Origin of the sequence: Roseovarius sp., from assembly GCF_965228755.1 — a bacterium.
GTDB lineage: Bacteria > Pseudomonadota > Alphaproteobacteria > Rhodobacterales > Rhodobacteraceae > Roseovarius.
In genome coordinates, this window is the sequence record NZ_CBDDIG010000005.1 from 1 (window position 1) to 15,364 (window position 15,364).

11 protein-coding genes are annotated in these 15,364 nt (G+C 68.6%); 1 reads left to right on the top strand and 10 read right to left on the bottom strand.

The window, feature by feature from the left end; translation table 11 throughout:
* The 10 genes from ACO07J_RS03385 to ACO07J_RS03430 form a co-directional block, all read right to left on the bottom strand.
* Positions 1–154: NAD(P)-dependent oxidoreductase (locus tag ACO07J_RS03385; protein ID WP_422029685.1), on the bottom strand; the 154-nt coding region annotated here is incomplete at its 3' end.
* 13 nt (positions 155–167) lie between these two features.
* On the bottom strand, positions 168–1,115 hold the full coding sequence (locus ACO07J_RS03390; protein WP_422026317.1) for a glycosyl transferase family protein: 948 nt from the start codon (positions 1,113–1,115) through the stop codon (positions 168–170).
* The gene (locus tag ACO07J_RS03395) at positions 1,112–3,742 is read right to left on the bottom strand and encodes a molybdopterin-dependent oxidoreductase (protein ID WP_422029687.1); all 2,631 of its coding nucleotides are present in this window, start codon (positions 3,740–3,742) and stop codon (positions 1,112–1,114) included. Before ACO07J_RS03395 ends, ACO07J_RS03390 begins: the two co-directional genes overlap by 4 nt.
* The gene (gene nirD, locus ACO07J_RS03400) at positions 3,742–4,071 is read right to left on the bottom strand and encodes a nitrite reductase small subunit NirD (protein ID WP_422026319.1); all 330 of its coding nucleotides are present in this window, start codon (positions 4,069–4,071) and stop codon (positions 3,742–3,744) included. The genes ACO07J_RS03395 and nirD overlap by 1 nt, the downstream gene beginning before the upstream one ends.
* A complete protein-coding gene (nirB, locus tag ACO07J_RS03405; RefSeq protein WP_422026321.1) occupies positions 4,068–6,503 on the bottom strand; it encodes a nitrite reductase large subunit NirB in 2,436 nt (811 codons plus the stop codon). The genes nirD and nirB overlap by 4 nt, the downstream gene beginning before the upstream one ends.
* Before the next feature lie 69 nt (positions 6,504–6,572).
* Entirely contained in the window at positions 6,573–8,255 is a 1,683-nt protein-coding gene (locus tag ACO07J_RS03410; protein ID WP_422026323.1) for an ABC transporter ATP-binding protein, read from the bottom strand.
* 5 nt (positions 8,256–8,260) lie between these two features.
* Positions 8,261–9,343 carry an ABC transporter permease gene (locus tag ACO07J_RS03415; protein ID WP_422026325.1) on the bottom strand — a complete coding sequence of 361 codons (1,083 nt, stop codon included), beginning with the start codon at positions 9,341–9,343 and terminating at the stop codon, positions 8,261–8,263.
* A gap of 114 nt (positions 9,344–9,457) precedes the next feature.
* Positions 9,458–10,822 (bottom strand): CmpA/NrtA family ABC transporter substrate-binding protein, encoded by a 1,365-nt coding sequence (locus ACO07J_RS03420; RefSeq protein ID WP_422026327.1) that lies wholly within the window; start codon positions 10,820–10,822, stop codon positions 9,458–9,460.
* 268 nt (positions 10,823–11,090) lie between these two features.
* Positions 11,091–12,266, bottom strand: a complete 1,176-nt coding sequence (locus tag ACO07J_RS03425; RefSeq protein WP_422026329.1) for an ABC transporter substrate-binding protein — start codon at positions 12,264–12,266, stop codon at positions 11,091–11,093.
* Positions 12,263–12,847 (bottom strand): ANTAR domain-containing response regulator, encoded by a 585-nt coding sequence (locus tag ACO07J_RS03430; protein ID WP_422026331.1) that lies wholly within the window; start codon positions 12,845–12,847, stop codon positions 12,263–12,265. Before ACO07J_RS03430 ends, ACO07J_RS03425 begins: the two co-directional genes overlap by 4 nt.
* 272 nt (positions 12,848–13,119) lie before the next feature.
* Here ACO07J_RS03430 and ACO07J_RS03435 point away from each other — a divergent pair, with 272 nt between their 5' ends.
* Positions 13,120–15,363: a TonB-dependent receptor domain-containing protein gene (locus ACO07J_RS03435; RefSeq protein WP_422026333.1), complete on the top strand. Its 2,244-nt coding sequence runs from the start codon at positions 13,120–13,122 to the stop codon at positions 15,361–15,363.
* Position 15,364 lies beyond the last annotated feature (1 nt).

Below are 15,364 nucleotides of genomic sequence, written 5' to 3' on the forward strand. Positions count from 1 at the left end.
GCCCCTGCAACTCTTCCTCCAGCGCCGCCGCCACCAGTACGATCCCGGCATCGGTCTTCAGCATCAGCCGCGCCTTCTGCGCCGCCTGTTCGCCGCCGCCGACGATGACGACGCGCCGGCCGGTGGTGCGAATGAACATGGGAAAGGCTTTCATGGCTGTCTCCTTGTCAGGCAATGCACCGGGCGGGCCGCGTCCGCCACAGGGTTTCGGCCTCGCGCGCGGCGCCCTCCCGCCCCAGCGTCGCCAGCGCCAGCGCGGCGGTGCCCAGCACGATCTCCGTCTCGAACCCCGGCCGCTGCGCACCGCTCCAGACCTCCCCCAGACCGGGCCCGTCACCGGCCAGCCGCCGCGTCTCCTCCACCCGCGCGCCGGCCTTGCCCTGCCAAGCCTCGCCCCCGCGCAGGCCGAAGGCGGCGATCTCCTTGCCCGGATGGCGCTCGAACTCGCCCCCGCCACCCTTAATCACGCTCAGGCTCCGCCATCCCAGCCGCGCCGCCGCATCAGCCTGCAACAGCCGGTAGGACGGGTGGAACACCCCCTGCACCCCGGCCCTTGCCCGGCCCGGGTTCAGCATCCGGCACACCGTGTTGACACAGGACCGCAGGCCCAGCACCGCCCGCAACTGCAACAGCCCGAACAGCGCCGGATGCATGTCCTCGAGCGGCAGGTAGGCAATCCGCTCCCGCTCCAGCAAGGCACCGGCCTCCTCCGCCGTCCGCGCAACCCCGATCCCGGCCTCCCCCAGCCCCGCGCGCACGGCCCCGTCGGCCCCGTTCCAGCCATGCAGCAGCACCCGGTGCCCCGCCTGCGCCACCAGCCGCGCCGACAACAGGAACCACGGCGCCCCCCGTGTCCGCCCGGCGGCATAGCTGGGCCAGTCCAGGTCGACCCGGGGCATCGGCCCCACCTCGGCCTGCGCGGCCTCGGCAAACCCGGCGATCTCGTCGGCCGTCTCGCCCTTCATCCGCAGCAACATCAGCAGCGCGCCCACGGCCTCCGGCGCCGCCTCGCCCGACAGCATGACAGCCATCGCCTCCCGCGCCTCGGCGCGGGTCAGCGACCGCGACCGGCCCGGCCCCCGGCCCAGCGTGCGGACATGCGGCGCCAGGCTCATTCCGCCGCCTCGCGCGTCTGCAGCGAACGCAACAGCTCGGCGATCTCCGGCCGGCACGAGCCGCAATTCGTGCCCGCCCCCAGCGCTTCTCCGACCGCTTCGACACTGATCAGCCCCTGGGTCTCGACCGCCTCGACGATGGTGTTCACGCCGATCCCGAAACAGGAACACAAGGTGGGGCCGGGGCTGGGCACATCCGCCGGCGGCCGCCCGGTCAGCGCATCCGCCGCGCCGGTGCCGGGCAGGGTGGCGAGGTAGTCGCGCATCACGGCCACCGGCTCGCGCGCCACGAACAGCGCCCCCGCGATCCGGCCATCCCGCATCAGCACCACCCGGGCCGAGCCGCTTCCGGCATCGATGACCCAGGCCGCCGGTGCCTCCGGCGCCCCGAACAGCCGCCGCGCCTCCGCCTCCCAGTCACCGACCTCTTCACAGCCTGCCAGTTCGGCCCGGTACCCGCGTTCGGTCCGCGCCAGCGCCCAGTACGCGGCCTCCGGCGCCATCTCCTCGCAGGACACCGCGAACCCGTACCAGCGCGCCGCGAACCGGCTGACGGCGACCACCCCGGCCTTGCTCTCCGGCTGGCCCGACACCGGATCGGTCTGCGCCTCGACCACCGCATCGATCCGCGCCGCCGGGGCGGTCTCCCCGGTCCAGTGGATCGGCGCGAAGACCTGCCCAGGCTGCACCGCATCGGTGATCCGCGCCCGCAGGATGGCCTGCCCGCACGGGCTCTGCACCCGAACCAGGTCGGCGCCCCGCACCCCCAGCCGCGACGCATCGCCGGGGTGAAGCTCCAGGAACGGCTCAGCCAGGTGCGCCGAAAGGCGCGGGCTCAGCGCCGTGCGCGTCATCGTGTGCCACTGGTCCCGCACCCGCCCGGTGTTCAGCCGGAACGGATAGCGCGGCCCGGTCCGCGCCGCGGGCGGCCGCCACGTCACCGGCACCAGCCGCGCCTTGCCGTCGGCGTGAAAGAACCGGCCATCCCCGAAGAACCGCCCGCCGGTGCGCCGCCCGGTCACGGGCCACTGCACCGGCGCAAGCGCCGCGTAGCCGGCATCCGACACGTCGGCCAGACCGGAAATGTCGAAATCCCGCCCGAACTGCCCGGCAATCCCCGACAGCGCCGCATGTTCGCGGAAGATCTCGGCCGGGCCGTCGTAATCGAACGCCGCCCCGAACCCCATGCGCCGGCCCACCTCGGCCAGGATTGCCCAGTCCGGCCGCGCCGCGCCGGGGGCGGGCAGGGCGGCTCGCTGCCGGCTGATGGTGCGTTCCGAATTGGTGACGGTGCCGTCCTTCTCGCCCCACGCGGCGGCGGGCAGCAGCACGTCGGCCAGCCGCGCCGTATCGGTCCGCCCGGTCACGTCGCTGACCACGGTGAAGGGGCATTGGGCAATCGCCTCGCGCACCGCGTCGGCCTCGGGCATCGACACGGCCGGGTTGGTGTGGATGATCCACAGCGCCCGGATGCGCCCATCTCCCACGGCCCGGAACATGTCCACCGCCTTCAGCCCCGGCGCCTCCGGCACGCGCGGCGCGCCCCAGAAATCCCGCACCGCCGCCCGGTGATCGGCATTTTCCAGGTCGAGGTGACAGGCCAGCATGTTGGCCAGCCCCCCCACCTCGCGCCCGCCCATCGCGTTGGGCTGTCCGGTCACCGAGAACGGCCCGCAGCCCGGCTTGCCGATCCGCCCGGTGGCCAGGTGACAGTTGAGGATCGCGTTGACCTTGTTGCTGCCCGAACTCGACTGGTTCACCCCCTGGCTGTAGATCGTCACCACCCGCTCGGTCCCGATCCACATCCGGCAGAACGCGGCCAGCTCCGCCTCGCCCAGCCCGGTCACCGACGCGTCGTCGGCCCCCGCCGCGCGCAGCGCCGCGTTAAACCCCTCCGTCCGCGCCACGAACCCCGGATCGACCGCCCCCGCCTCGTGGATTGCGCCCAGCAACCGGTTGAACAGCGCCACGTCCGACCCCGGCACCAGCGCGAGGTGCAGGTCGGCCCCGTCGCAACTGGCCGTGCGCCGCGGGTCGATCACCACGATCCGCGTGCCCCGCGCCCGCCGCGCCGCCAGCAGACGCTGGTACAGCACCGGATGACACCATGCCAGGTTCGAGCCCACCAGCACCACCAGGTCGGCCTCGTCGATATCCTCGTAGCTGCCCGGCACCGTGTCCGTGCCGAAGGCGCGCTTGTGCCCGGCCACCGAGGACGCCATGCAAAGCCTTGAATTCGTGTCAATATTCGCCGACCCGATGAACCCCTTCATCAGCTTGTTGGCGACATAGTAATCCTCGGTCAGCAACTGGCCGGACACGTAGAACGCCACGCTGTCCGGCCCGTGCTCGGCCACGCTTTGCGCGAACCGCCCGGCCACGAGGTCGAGCGCCTCGTCCCACCCGGCCGGCCGCCCGTCCACCTCGGGCGCCAGCAGCCGCTGGCCCAGCCCCACCGTCTCGGCCAGCGCCGCGCCCTTGGAACACAGCCGCCCGCGATTGGCCGGGTGCTCGGGATCGCCGCGCACGTCCAGCCCGCCCGCCCCGTCGGGGCGCAGCAGCACGCCGCACCCGACCCCGCAATACGGGCAGGTCGACCGCGTCCCGGGCAGGCCCGCACCATCCATCACGCGGCACTCCGCGCCATCAGCCGCGCCCCGTCGATCAGGATACGCCCCGCCTCGACCCGCACCGGGAAGGTGTCGATCCGCGCCTCCTCGCCGCTGGCCTGCCCGGTGTTCAGGTCGAACACCCAGTTATGCAGCGGACAGGTCACCGACTGACCGTGCACGATGCCTTCCGACAGCGGCCCGTCCTTGTGCGGGCAGCGGTCAGCGGCGGCAAAGACCTCCTCGCCATCCGTCCGGAACACCGCCACGCAACCCAGCGCGGTCCTGATCTTGCGGGCCCCGCGCAGGGGGATGTCCTCGATTGCGCCGATATCGATCCAGCTCATTCCGCCGCCTCCAGTGTCAGGTCGGCCAGCGGCTGATACCGCGGGGCCTGTTTCGCGTGTTCCGCCCACGGGTCCTTGCGATAGACGGATTGCGACAGCTCGAACGCTTCGATCAGCCGCTGCCGCTCGGAAAGGTCGTCGACCACCCGCTCCCTGACCCAGTCGAGCCCCACCTGCGCCAGCCACTTGTAGGGGCGGTGCAGATACCGGGCGCTCTCGCGGTAAAGCTGGATGAAGGCGACGGTCACGTCGATCGCCTCCTGCTCGGTCGCGACACTGGCCAGCCGCTCGGTCTCCTTCACGTCCATGCCGGCGGCACCGCCGACCCCGATCTGGTAACCGCTGTCGACACAGACGATGCCCACATCCTTGCAGGTCGCCTCGGCGCAGTTGCGCGGACAGCCCGACACCGCCAGCTTCACCTTGTGCGGCGTCCACGCCCCCCACAGGATCCGCTCCAGCCGGATGCCCAGCCCGGTGCTGTCCTGCGTCCCGAACCGGCAGTGATCGGTGCCGACACAGGTCTTCACCGTCCGCAGCCCCTTGGAATAGGCATGCCCCGACACCAGCCCGGCCCGGTTCAGATCGGACCAGATCGCAGGCAAATCCTCGCCCTTCACGCCCAGCAGGTCGATCCGCTGGCCGCCGGTCACCTTCACGGTCGGCACGTCGTATTTCTCGGCGGCATCGGCAATCGCCCGCAATTCGCGCGGGTTGGTGATCCCGCCCCACATCCGCGGCACCACCGAGAACGTGCCGTCCTTCTGGATATTGGCGTGCTTGCGCTCGTTGACGAACCGGCTCTGCGGGTCGTCGCGATACTCCAGCGGCCAATCCGCCAGCAGGTAGAAATTCACCGCCGGCCGGCACACGTGACAGCCGTTCCGCGTGGTCCAGCCCAGCTCCTGCCAGACCGCCTCCTGGCTCTTCAGCCCGCGCGCCTTGATCAGCCGTCGCACCTCTTCATGCGTCAGCTCGCAGCAGCCGCAGATGGGCTCCTTCGCCGGGGCGGCAAACTCCTCGCCCAGCGTGACCTGCAACAGTTGTTCCACCAGCCCCGTGCATGTCCCGCAGGAAGCGCTGGCCTTGGTCTGCGCGCGAACCGCGCCAAGGTCTCCCGCGCCGCCCTCGATCGCCTGCACGATCGTGCCCTTGCAAACGCCGTTGCAGCCGCAGATCTCCGCCTCAGGCGGCAAGGCTGCAACGGCTGACAGAGGGTCCGCGGCGGCCCCCCCCTGAAAGGCCGGTCCGAAGATCAGCGTCTCGCGCATCTCCGAAATGTCGGTGCCGTCCTTGATCAGCCCGAAGAACCAGTTGCCATCGGCGGTGTCGCCATACATCACCGCCCCGATCAACCGGTCGCCCTCGATCACCAGCCGCTTGTAGACCCCGCGCGACGGGTCTCGGAACACGATATCCTCGCGCCCCTCGCCATCGGCGAAATCGCCCGCGCTGAACAGGTCACAGCCGGTCACCTTCAGCTTGGTCGACAGGCTTTTCTGCCGGAACGCCGCCGCCTCGCCCAGCAGGGTCTGCGCGGCCACCTTGGCCTGCTCGTAGAGCGGCGCCACCAGGCCGAAAACCGCCCCGTCATGCTCGACGCATTCACCCAGCGCCAGCACGTCCTCGACCGAGGTCACCATCTGGTCATCCACGTGAATGCCGCGCCCCACGGCCAGCCCGGCGGCCTGCGCCAGCGCCACGTTGGGCCGGATGCCCACCGCCATCACCAGCAGGTCGCAGGGCAGTTCGGTGCCGTCGTCCAGCTCCAGCGCCCGCACCTTGCCGTTCTCCCCCAGGATCGCCTTCGAATTCGCCTGAAGGCGCAGGTCGATCCCCTTCTCCTCCAGCGATTTCTTCAGAAGATACCCGGCCGCCTCGTCAAGCTGACGCTCCATCAGGTGGCCCATGATATGCACCACCGTCACCTGCGTGCCCCGCGCGGCCATGCCGGCAGCGGCCTCCAGCCCCAGCAGCCCGCCGCCGATCACCACGGCCCGCTTGCCGGCGCCAAGCGCCATCATCCGCTCGGTATCCTCGAGGTCGCGATAGGCGATCACGCCGTCAAGGTCATGGCCGGGCAGGGGGATCATGAACGGGTTGGAGCCGGTGCCGAAGACCAGCTTGTCATACCCCAGAACCTCGCCTGCCTCCGTGGTGACCGTCCGCGCCGCGGTATCGACCGCGGCGATACGCTCGCCGAACCGGCAGGTGATGCCATGCGCCTCGTAGAACGCGGCGTCATGGGTGACGATCTCGTCATATGTCTTTTCGCCCGACAGCACCGGGCTCAGCATCAGCCGGTTGTAATTGCCCCGGGGCTCGGCGTTGAAAAGCGTGATGTCATAGGCCTCCGGGTCGCTCTCGACCAGGTGCTCGATCATCCGCCCCGACGCCATCCCGGCGCCGATGATTATCAGTTTCCGTGTCATTTCATGATCTCCCTGCGCTTGGGGTCGGCCGCGCCGCGTGGGCGCGAAAGGTCCGATCTGCGTGCATGGTCATTCCGCCGCCATCCGTGCGGCGGTGCGCGGCGATTTGGGCGTCGCGCCATGCTCGTACTCCTCGAGGAAGTCGAGCACGTCCTGCCGGTAGGCATAGTAATCCGGGTGCTCCAGCAGCGCCTTGCGCGTGCGCGGGCGGGGCAGGTCCACCTTGGTGATCCGCCCGATCGTGGCCTGCGGACCGTTGGTCATCATCACCACCCGGTCGGCCAGCAGGATCGCCTCGTCCACGTCATGCGTGACGCAGATCGCCGTCACCTTGGTGCGGCTCCAGACCTCCATCAGCACTTCCTGAAGCTCCCACCGGGTCAGGCTGTCCAGCATCCCGAACGGCTCGTCCAGCAACAACAGCTTGGGCGACAGGGCAAAGGCCCGGGCGATGCCCACCCGCTGCTGCATCCCGTTCGACAGGGCAGTGGCGGGCCGGTCCATCGCGTCGGCCAGACCCACCCGCTCGAGATAGTATTCCACCACCTCCTGCCGCTCGGCCCTGCTGGCGCGCGGATAGACCTTGTCCACCCCGATGGCACAGTTCTCGCGCGCCGTCAGCCACGGGAACAGGTTGGGCGACTGGAACACCACCGCCCGCTCCGGGTCGGCGCCTTCCACGTGCCGCCCGTCCAGCTTGATCGCGCCCTGCGAGATCTCGTTCAGCCCTGCCGCCATGGTCAGCACCGTCGACTTGCCGCAACCGGAATGCCCGATCAGGCTGATGAACTCGCCCCGGTCGACCTTCAGGTCGAAATCCTCGACCACGGTCAGCGGGCCCTTGGGCGTGGGATAGACCTTGTGCAACTGCCCGAAATCGAGGAACCGGTTGTCGAGCAGCCCCTTCTGCGCATCCGCCACCGCCGACGGTACGCCGTGAATGGGTTGTACGTCCGGCAGGTGCCGCGTGCCCTCGACCCGCGCCTCGATGCCGATATCCATCAGGTATCCCGTCACCTCGGCCCGAAGCCGCTTGTACTCCGCATCGGTGTTCATCGCCGCCCGGTCGCGCGGTCGCGGCATCGCCACCGGGAACGACCGGCCCAGCGTCCCCTCGGGGGTCAGCGTGACGATCCGGTCGGCCAGAAGGATCGCCTCGTCCACGTCGTTGGTGATCAGCACGCAGGTCTTGCCGTCCGCCGCCCGGATCCGCTCGATCTCGTCGGCGAGGTTGGCGCGGGTCAGCGCGTCCAGCGCCGACAATGGCTCGTCCAGCAACAGAAGCTCGGGCTTCATCGCCAGTGCGCGGGCCACGTTGACCCGTTGCCGCATTCCCCCCGACAATTCCGCCGGGCGGCGCGTGGCGGCATGGCTCAGCCCCACCATGTCGACGTAATGCGCGACCTTCGCCGCCTTCTCCGCCCGGCTCAGGCCGGGAAAGACCGTGTCCACCGCCAGCCCCACGTTGCCGCTCACCGTCAGCCACGGCATCAGCGAATAGCTCTGGAAGATCACGCCGCGCTCGGGCCCCGGCCCGGTGATCGCCGCCCCCTTGAAGCGCGCCCGGCCTTCCGTCGGCTGATCGAGCCCCGCCATCAGGTTGATCAGGGTCGTCTTGCCGGTCCCCGAAAACCCGAGGATGACCAGGAATTCGCCCTCCGCCACCTCGAGGTCGATCCCCTTCAGCACATCGGCCCGGTGCGCCCCCTGGCCGAAACTCTTCGATACGTTTTCCAGTGTCAGGATACCCATGGCGCTCACCGGTTGTTCGTGAAGGTGAACAGCGACTGCAGCGCGTACATCACCCGGTCCAGCAGGAAGCCGATGATCCCGATGGTGAAGACCGCCACCATGATCCGCGCCAGCGAACTCGACGACCCGTTCTGGAACTCGTCCCACACGAACTTGCCCAGGCCGGGGTTCTGCGCCAGCATCTCGGCGGCGATCAGAACCATCCAGCCCACCCCGAGGCTCAACCGCAGCCCGGTAAAGATCAGCGGCAGCGCCGAGGGCAGCACCAGCTTGGTGATCTTGGTCCAGGTGTTCATCTTCAGGACCTTCGAGACATTCACCAGGTCCTTGTCGATCGAGGCCACGCCAAGCGCCGTGTTGATCAGCGTCGGCCACAGCGAACACAGCGTCACCGTGATCGCCGAGACCAGGAAGGATTTCGAGAACAGCCCGTCATTGGTGGCGTAGACGGCCGACACGATCATCGTCACGATCGGCAGCCATGCCAGCGGCGAGACCGGCTTGAAAATCTGGATCAGCGGGTTCAGCGCGGCATTGGCGATGGGCGACAGCCCGGCGGCAATCCCCATCGGCACGGCCACCAGCGTCGCGATCAGGAAGCCGAAGAACACCGTTCTGATCGAGGTCCAGATCTGCTGGTAATAGCTGGGCGCGCCGGTATAGGCGATGTCCTTCACCTCGTCCGCCCGGCCCGCATCGATCAGCTTCTGGTTCCGCTGGTCGACCATCGCCTCGAACTTCGCCTGTTTCGCGGCCTTCGCACCGGCATCCTCGTGCAGGGTCACGGCCTCTTGCCAGACCTGCGCCGGCCCGGGCACGGCGCCCAGCGACGTCTCGACCCGGGGCGCCAGCATCCCCCACAGCAACAGGAACACCCCGATCGCCAGAAGCGGCACCGCCAGCAGCCGCCAGATGTCGCGCATCTGGCCTTTCGGATTGTCCCCGGCCGCGGCCTTCAGGACCGGCGTCAGCCACGCCAGCCCCAGAACCTGGAACCACTTGTCGGCGGCGTTGATGCGGGTGAAAAGCTTCGCCCGCCGCGCGGCGCGCTCGGGGCTCTCGGTGAAATTCGGATCGGCGGTTGTCATCTGTCTCGCGTCCTTCATGTCGGGTGGAGGCCCCGGGTCAGGGCCCGGGGCGTGTTCTGTACTGGCCGCGCGCGCCCCGGACCTGGTCCGGGGCCTCGGCCGCGGCCGGACGGCTCAGCCCTCGACCTCGGTGCCGTTCACCGTCTGCCCGCCCTTCAGCCCGATCGGCAGGCTGTCGAGATAGGCGTTGGGCGACCGGCCGTCATAGGCGATGCCGTCGATGATGTCCCCGCCCGGCGTCGGCGCCTTGTACCCGTCGCTGTCCCAGGGGAAATCGGCCTCGTCCGCCAGGCCCTCGTCGACCAGCATCCGCGCGGCTTCCAGATAGATCTCCGGCTTGTAGACCGACCGCGCCACCTCGTCGTACCAGCTGTCGGGCTTCGCCTCGGCGATCTGCCCCCAGCGGCGCATCTGGGTCAGGTACCAGACCGCGTCGGAATAGAACGGATAGGTCGCGTTGTGCCGGAAGAAGACGTTGAAATCGGGAATGTCGCGCTTGTCGCCCTTCTCGAACTCGAAGAAGCCGGTCATCGAGTTGGCGATCACCTCCTCGTCCGCGCCCACGTATTCCGACCGGCTCAGCATCGCGACCGCCTCCGCGCGGTTGGCGTTGTCGTTCTCGTCCAGCCACATGGCCGCCCGGATCAGCGCCTTGGTCACGGCCAGGGTGGTGTTGGGATACTGCTCCGCGAACTCCGCCGAGATGCCGAACACCTTCTCGGGGTTGTTCTTCCAGATCTGGTAATCGGTGATGACCGGCACCCCGATCCCCTTGAACACCGCCTGCTGGTTCCACGGCTCGCCGACGCAATAGCCCGAGATCGTCCCCGCCTCGAGCGTCGCGGGCATCTGCGGCGGCGGCGTCACCGACAGGAACACGTCGGCGCCGATCTGCCCGGTGACGTTCTCGGGGCTGTAATACCCCGGGTTCAGCCCCCCGGCCGCCAGCCAGTAGCGCAGCTCGTAATTATGCGTCGAGACGGGGAAGACCATGCCCATGTTGAACGGCTTGCCCTCGGCCCGGAACGCCTCGACCACCGGCGCCAGCGCCTCGGCGCTGATCGGGTGCTGCGGGCGGCCATCCTCCCTCTTCGGGATATGCGGCAGCATCCGCTCCCACACCTCGTTCGACACGGTGATCCCGTTGCCGTTCAGGTCCATCGAGAAGGGCGTGACGATATGCGCCTCGGTGCCGTAGCCGATCGTCGCGGCCAGCGGCTGACCGGCCAGCATGTGCGCCCCGTCCAGCTGCCCGCCGATCACCCCGTCCAGCAGCACCTTCCAGTTCGCCTGCGCCTCCAGCGTCACGAACAGCCCCTCGTCGAGGAAATACCCGTTCTCATACGCCACGGCGAGCGGCGCCATATCCGTCAGCTTGATGAAGCCGAAGGTCAGTTCGTCCTTCTCGAGGTCCAGTTCCGCAATCGCCGGGCCCGCCAGCAGGGCGGCGGCGGCAATGCCTAGAAACAGCTGTCTCATCGGTTGTCCTTTCGATCCGCCCGGCCGAAAGAAAGCGTCGCCGGGCCAAAAAACGCGAAAAAGGCCGTCCACTTGCCACCGGACTTCCGGCAGAAAGCGAGCGACCTTGCTCAGATATTCCCGATCATTGGGAAGGAATTTCGGACCGACCCACTCCATTGCGCGTCGATGAAACCTTTATGCGGGATGGGCCCCGGCGGCGTGAAGGGAAAATCGCCGCACTGCGGCAATTCCGGCGCTGCGCCCCCGCTCCCTGCTGAAAAATCAGTCAGCCAGCCTCGTTCGGATCAAAAATCCGGCCATCGAAAAACCGGTCCGGCCGCAGGCTCAGCCGCCCGAAGGCCGAGGCGACGGGCGTTTCGTGCCGAATCGCGCCCTCCACCTTCTCCGACGCGCCGGGCAGGTCGTTGCCCGTCACCGAAAGGTGCCGCCTGTACAGGTCGCTGCGAAATGCCTGGGCGACATCCCCCGGCATCGCCGACCTGTCCACCCCGTGCGACCGCGCCATCTGCGCCGCGATCCACCTTGCCTGGCTGCGCCACGGAAAGGTGGCCGCGCCCCGGTGAAACTCGATGAACCCGTCCACCTGCCGCTGCTCGCCGCGCCCCGATACCGTCAGGTGCCCGCTCAATGCCCGGTCGATCAGCTCCGACGGCACGTCCAGGTATTGCGCCCGCGACAGGATTTCGCCCGCCGTCACCCGGCTTTCGGGGTTGGACAGCCACCGCCCCGCGCGCCACACCGCCCGCATCAGCCGGCCCAGCAGGTTCGGCTCGGTCTCGGCCCAGTCGCGGCGCACCGCCAGCACCTTCTCCGGCGCGAATTCCCAGATCGCCTTGCCCGGCAGCAACAGCGCCCCGGCCCCCTCGTCGACCGCGACCGAGCCCCACGGCTCGCCCACGCAGAAGGCATCGACCTCCCCCGCCGCCAGCGCCGAGGCCATCAGCGGCGGCGGCACGGTCCGGATCACGATCCCGTCCTCGCCCAGCGCCGTCGCCCCGCCCCAGTAGCGCAACAACTCAACATGCATGGAAAACGGAAACGGCACGCCGAAGGTGATGGGCCCCTCGCGCACCCCCGCCAGCGCCTTCGCCGCCGCCACCGGATCGTCAAAGTCGAAGCCAAAGCCGCGTGCCCGCAACCGTTCCTCGAGCACGGGCCCGACACCGATGACATTGCCGTTCACCGACAGCACCGACACCGCCGAAATCTCCGTCGATACGCCGCCCAGCCCCATCGCCATCGCCACCGGCACCGGCGACAGCAGGTGCGCCGCATCCACCCGGCCAAAGGCCAGCATGTCGCGCACAGACGACCACGACGGCGCCGCCACCAGGTCGAGCGACACGCCCTCGCTCTCGGCAAACCCCATTTCCTGCGCCACGATCAGCGGCGCCGCATCGACCAGCGGCATGAAGGCGGCGGACAGGGTGACCGTCTTCATTTCAGAAGCCCCGACGCGGTGACCAGCGCCTCGGCCACGTCCGCCACCCGGCGGCCCTGGTCCATCGCCGTCCGCCGCAACAGCGCATAGGCCGCGTCCTCGTCGATCCCCTTGGCCTTCATCAACAGGCCCTTGGCCCGGTCGATCACCTTGCGCTCTTCCAGCGCCCGCCGGGTCTCGGCCAGCTCGTTGCGCATCTGGCGCACCATGGTGAAGCGCGCAATCGCCGTGTCCATCACCGGCTTGACTCGCTCCGGCGACAGCCCGTCCACCACGTAGGCCGAAACCCCGGCCTCGATCGCGGCCTGCGCCAGCCCCCCGGCGGCGCCCGAGACGAACATCGCCACCGGCCGCTCCAGCGGGCCCGAGGCCAGCGTCAGCTCCTCCAGCATGTCGCGGGTCGGGTTGTCGATGTCGATCAGCACGATATCGGGCGCGTGGGCCGCGATCTTCCGCGCCAGCCCGCTTGCGTTCCCGATGATGTAAACGTCGCAATCCGTGGCCGCGGTCAGGGCATCGACAATGGCGATCGCCCGGTCCCGGTCTTCCTCGACAACGACGACTGTCAGCTTCCCGTCCATGTCAGCATCCGTTGTCGCAATCGCCGGCAATCACAAGACGGGCAGGGCGGAGGGCCGGCAAAATTCACCACCGCCGGGCCACCGCCAACCGGGAACGCCTCATATTTAATCACCCGTGTCGCCGGCGGGGCGGCCGTGTTTCCCGGCACGACAATAAGTTGACTCAAATTGTCGGATTAAGTAATCCCATACCCACGACTCACCTCGTACAATCGAAGCCAGCTCCTTCGTGCGCCCGCTACCAACAAGAAACGCACGAAGGGGATGGAGAAATGTCCAGTCCACGAAACGTCACGGCGCGCCTGTCGGCGTGCCTCCTGCTCGGGCTGTGGCCCGCCGCGCCGGCCCTGGCGCAGTCCGGCCATGTCGAACTTGGCACCCTCACGCTCAGAACCGACAGGGCAGGGGGGCAGGTACGCGACGTGCCCGCCAATGTCACCGTCGTAGACTCCGAAGAGATCGACGACCGCCACATCACCGACATGGAGGAACTGGTCCGCACCGTGCCCGGCGTCACCGCACCGCGCCAGACCACCGGCACCGACCCGTTCAGCACCTTCGGCGGCTTCACCATCCGCGGCGTCGGCGGCAACCGCGTGGCCATGCAGGTCGACGGCTCGCGCGTCCCCGAACGCATCATCGACGGCACCCGCGACTATCTCGATTTCAGCTTCACCAAGCAGGTCGAGATCGTCCGCGGCCCGGCCTCGGTGCTCTGGGGCGCCGACGCGCTGGGCGGGCTCGTGGCCCTCGAAACGCTCGACCCCGAAGACCTGCTTCAGGGCCGCGACCGGAGGCTCAACATCAAGGGCGGCTTCGACAGCTTCGACAACGCCACCGACGTCTCGCTCACCTTCGGCCAGCGCTTCAGCGACGACCTCTCGATCCTCGTCGGCCTCAAGCGCGCCACCGCCAACGAGCCGGAACTCTCCAACGCCCGCGACGATGGCGGCATCTACGGCTGCCCCCGCAACATCGCCTCCGGCGCCGTTCCCTGCGGCACCTTCGACCCTATGAACACCGATGCCAACCGCACGCTGGCCAAGCTGGTCTGGACACCGGGCAATCACCGCTTCGAATTCAGCGCGGACATCACCGGCCGCGAAACCGATGTCCGTCAGCTCTCGACGCTGGGCCCGGTAATTTCCTCGATCACCGGCGCCCCCACGGGCGAGGTCACCCACCAGAAAGACCGCTTCCTCGACCTCTACCGCGAACGCTACGCGATCGAGCACAGCTTCACCCCCGGTGGCACCCTGCGCGAACTGCGCACCACCTTCGCCTACACGCCCAACGGCTATTCCCGCACCGGGTTCGAGGCCTCGACCTCGGCCTCGGGCGACAGCATCGTCACCCGGGATTACCTCGGCTATTCCGAGGATTTCTACGAGCTCGACGTCCAGGCCACCTTCGACTTCATGCTGGGCCAGACCGAGCATGAGCTGATCGTCGGCTTCGACGGCGACATCGCCCGCACCGATTACGAACGCCGCGATATCGAGACCAACCTGACCACAGGCACCGTCACCGACACCCGCGCGGGCGGCTTCAACTTCGCCAACGCCACCACCACCCGCGCCGACATCTACCTGCAGGACCGGATCACCTTCGCGGGCGGCGCGTTCGAGCTGACCCCGGGCTTGCGCTTCGCCACCTACAAGATCGACCCGCGCCCCGACGCCAACTACCAGCCGGTGCCGGGCAAGGAGCCGCGCACCCGCGAACAGGAACGCCTGCTCGCCAGCCTCGGCGCGATCTACCGGTTCGACGACACCTGGTCGGTCTGGGGCAAGTACGGCGAGGGCTTCATGATGCCCACCGCGCAACAGCTCTACACCTCGCTGCCGGGCGCCTTCTTCAACCTGATCCCCGCGCCCAACCTGCGCCCCGAAGAGGTGAAAAGCTACGAGCTCGGCCTCCGCTTCGAGAAGCCCCTCGGCTTCTTCGCGATCAACGGCTTCTACGCGCAGTACGACGACTTCATCCAGGATTTCTACAACCCGCCGGGCACCAGCGACTACACCTACCGCAACATCTCCAAGGTCGACATCTGGGGGATCGAGGCGTCGGGCGCGTGGCAATTCACCGACCGCACCGGCGTCGACTTTTCCGCCGCGTGGCAGAAGGGCCGGCAGAAGCTCACGCCCACGGCGCTCGAAACCCCGCACACCCTGCCGCCGCTCACCGCGACCGTGGCGCTCACGCACGAGATCCCGTCCCGCAACCTCACCCTCGAAGGGGTGGCCACATTCGCCGCGGACGTACAGGAAACCGAAAGCCCGACCGACTTCAAACCGTCGGGCTACGCGCTCCTCGACCTCTACGCCAAGTGGGAAATCGTCGATAACGGCTTCCTCAAGCTCGGCGTCCAGAACGTCTTCGACACGCGCTACTTCGTGCCCAACGCCGCCACCTACGGGATGACGGCCAGCGCGGCCGTGGCCAAGACCAACCCGATCGAGCTTCAGACCGGGCCGGGCCGGACCTTCATGGTCAGCTTCGACCGGACCTTCTGAG

Excerpts from the sequence above, each read along its gene's own strand:
- ACO07J_RS03425 (WP_422026329.1), bottom strand. The coding sequence starts at position 12,266 with ATGAAGACGGTCACCCTGTCCGCCGCCTTCATGCCGCTGGTCGATGCG.
- ACO07J_RS03395 (WP_422029687.1), bottom strand. The coding sequence starts at position 3,742 with ATGGATGGTGCGGGCCTGCCCGGGACGCGGTCGACCTGCCCGTATTGC.
- ACO07J_RS03410 (WP_422026323.1), bottom strand. The coding sequence starts at position 8,255 with ATGGGTATCCTGACACTGGAAAACGTATCGAAGAGTTTCGGCCAGGGG.
- nirB (WP_422026321.1), bottom strand. The coding sequence starts at position 6,503 with ATGACACGGAAACTGATAATCATCGGCGCCGGGATGGCGTCGGGGCGG.
- ACO07J_RS03390 (WP_422026317.1), bottom strand. The coding sequence starts at position 1,115 with ATGAGCCTGGCGCCGCATGTCCGCACGCTGGGCCGGGGGCCGGGCCGG.
- ACO07J_RS03415 (WP_422026325.1), bottom strand. The coding sequence starts at position 9,343 with ATGACAACCGCCGATCCGAATTTCACCGAGAGCCCCGAGCGCGCCGCG.
- ACO07J_RS03430 (WP_422026331.1), bottom strand. The coding sequence starts at position 12,847 with ATGGACGGGAAGCTGACAGTCGTCGTTGTCGAGGAAGACCGGGACCGG.
- ACO07J_RS03420 (WP_422026327.1), bottom strand. The coding sequence starts at position 10,822 with ATGAGACAGCTGTTTCTAGGCATTGCCGCCGCCGCCCTGCTGGCGGGC.
- ACO07J_RS03435 (WP_422026333.1), top strand. The coding sequence starts at position 13,120 with ATGTCCAGTCCACGAAACGTCACGGCGCGCCTGTCGGCGTGCCTCCTG.
- nirD (WP_422026319.1), bottom strand. The coding sequence starts at position 4,071 with ATGAGCTGGATCGATATCGGCGCAATCGAGGACATCCCCCTGCGCGGG.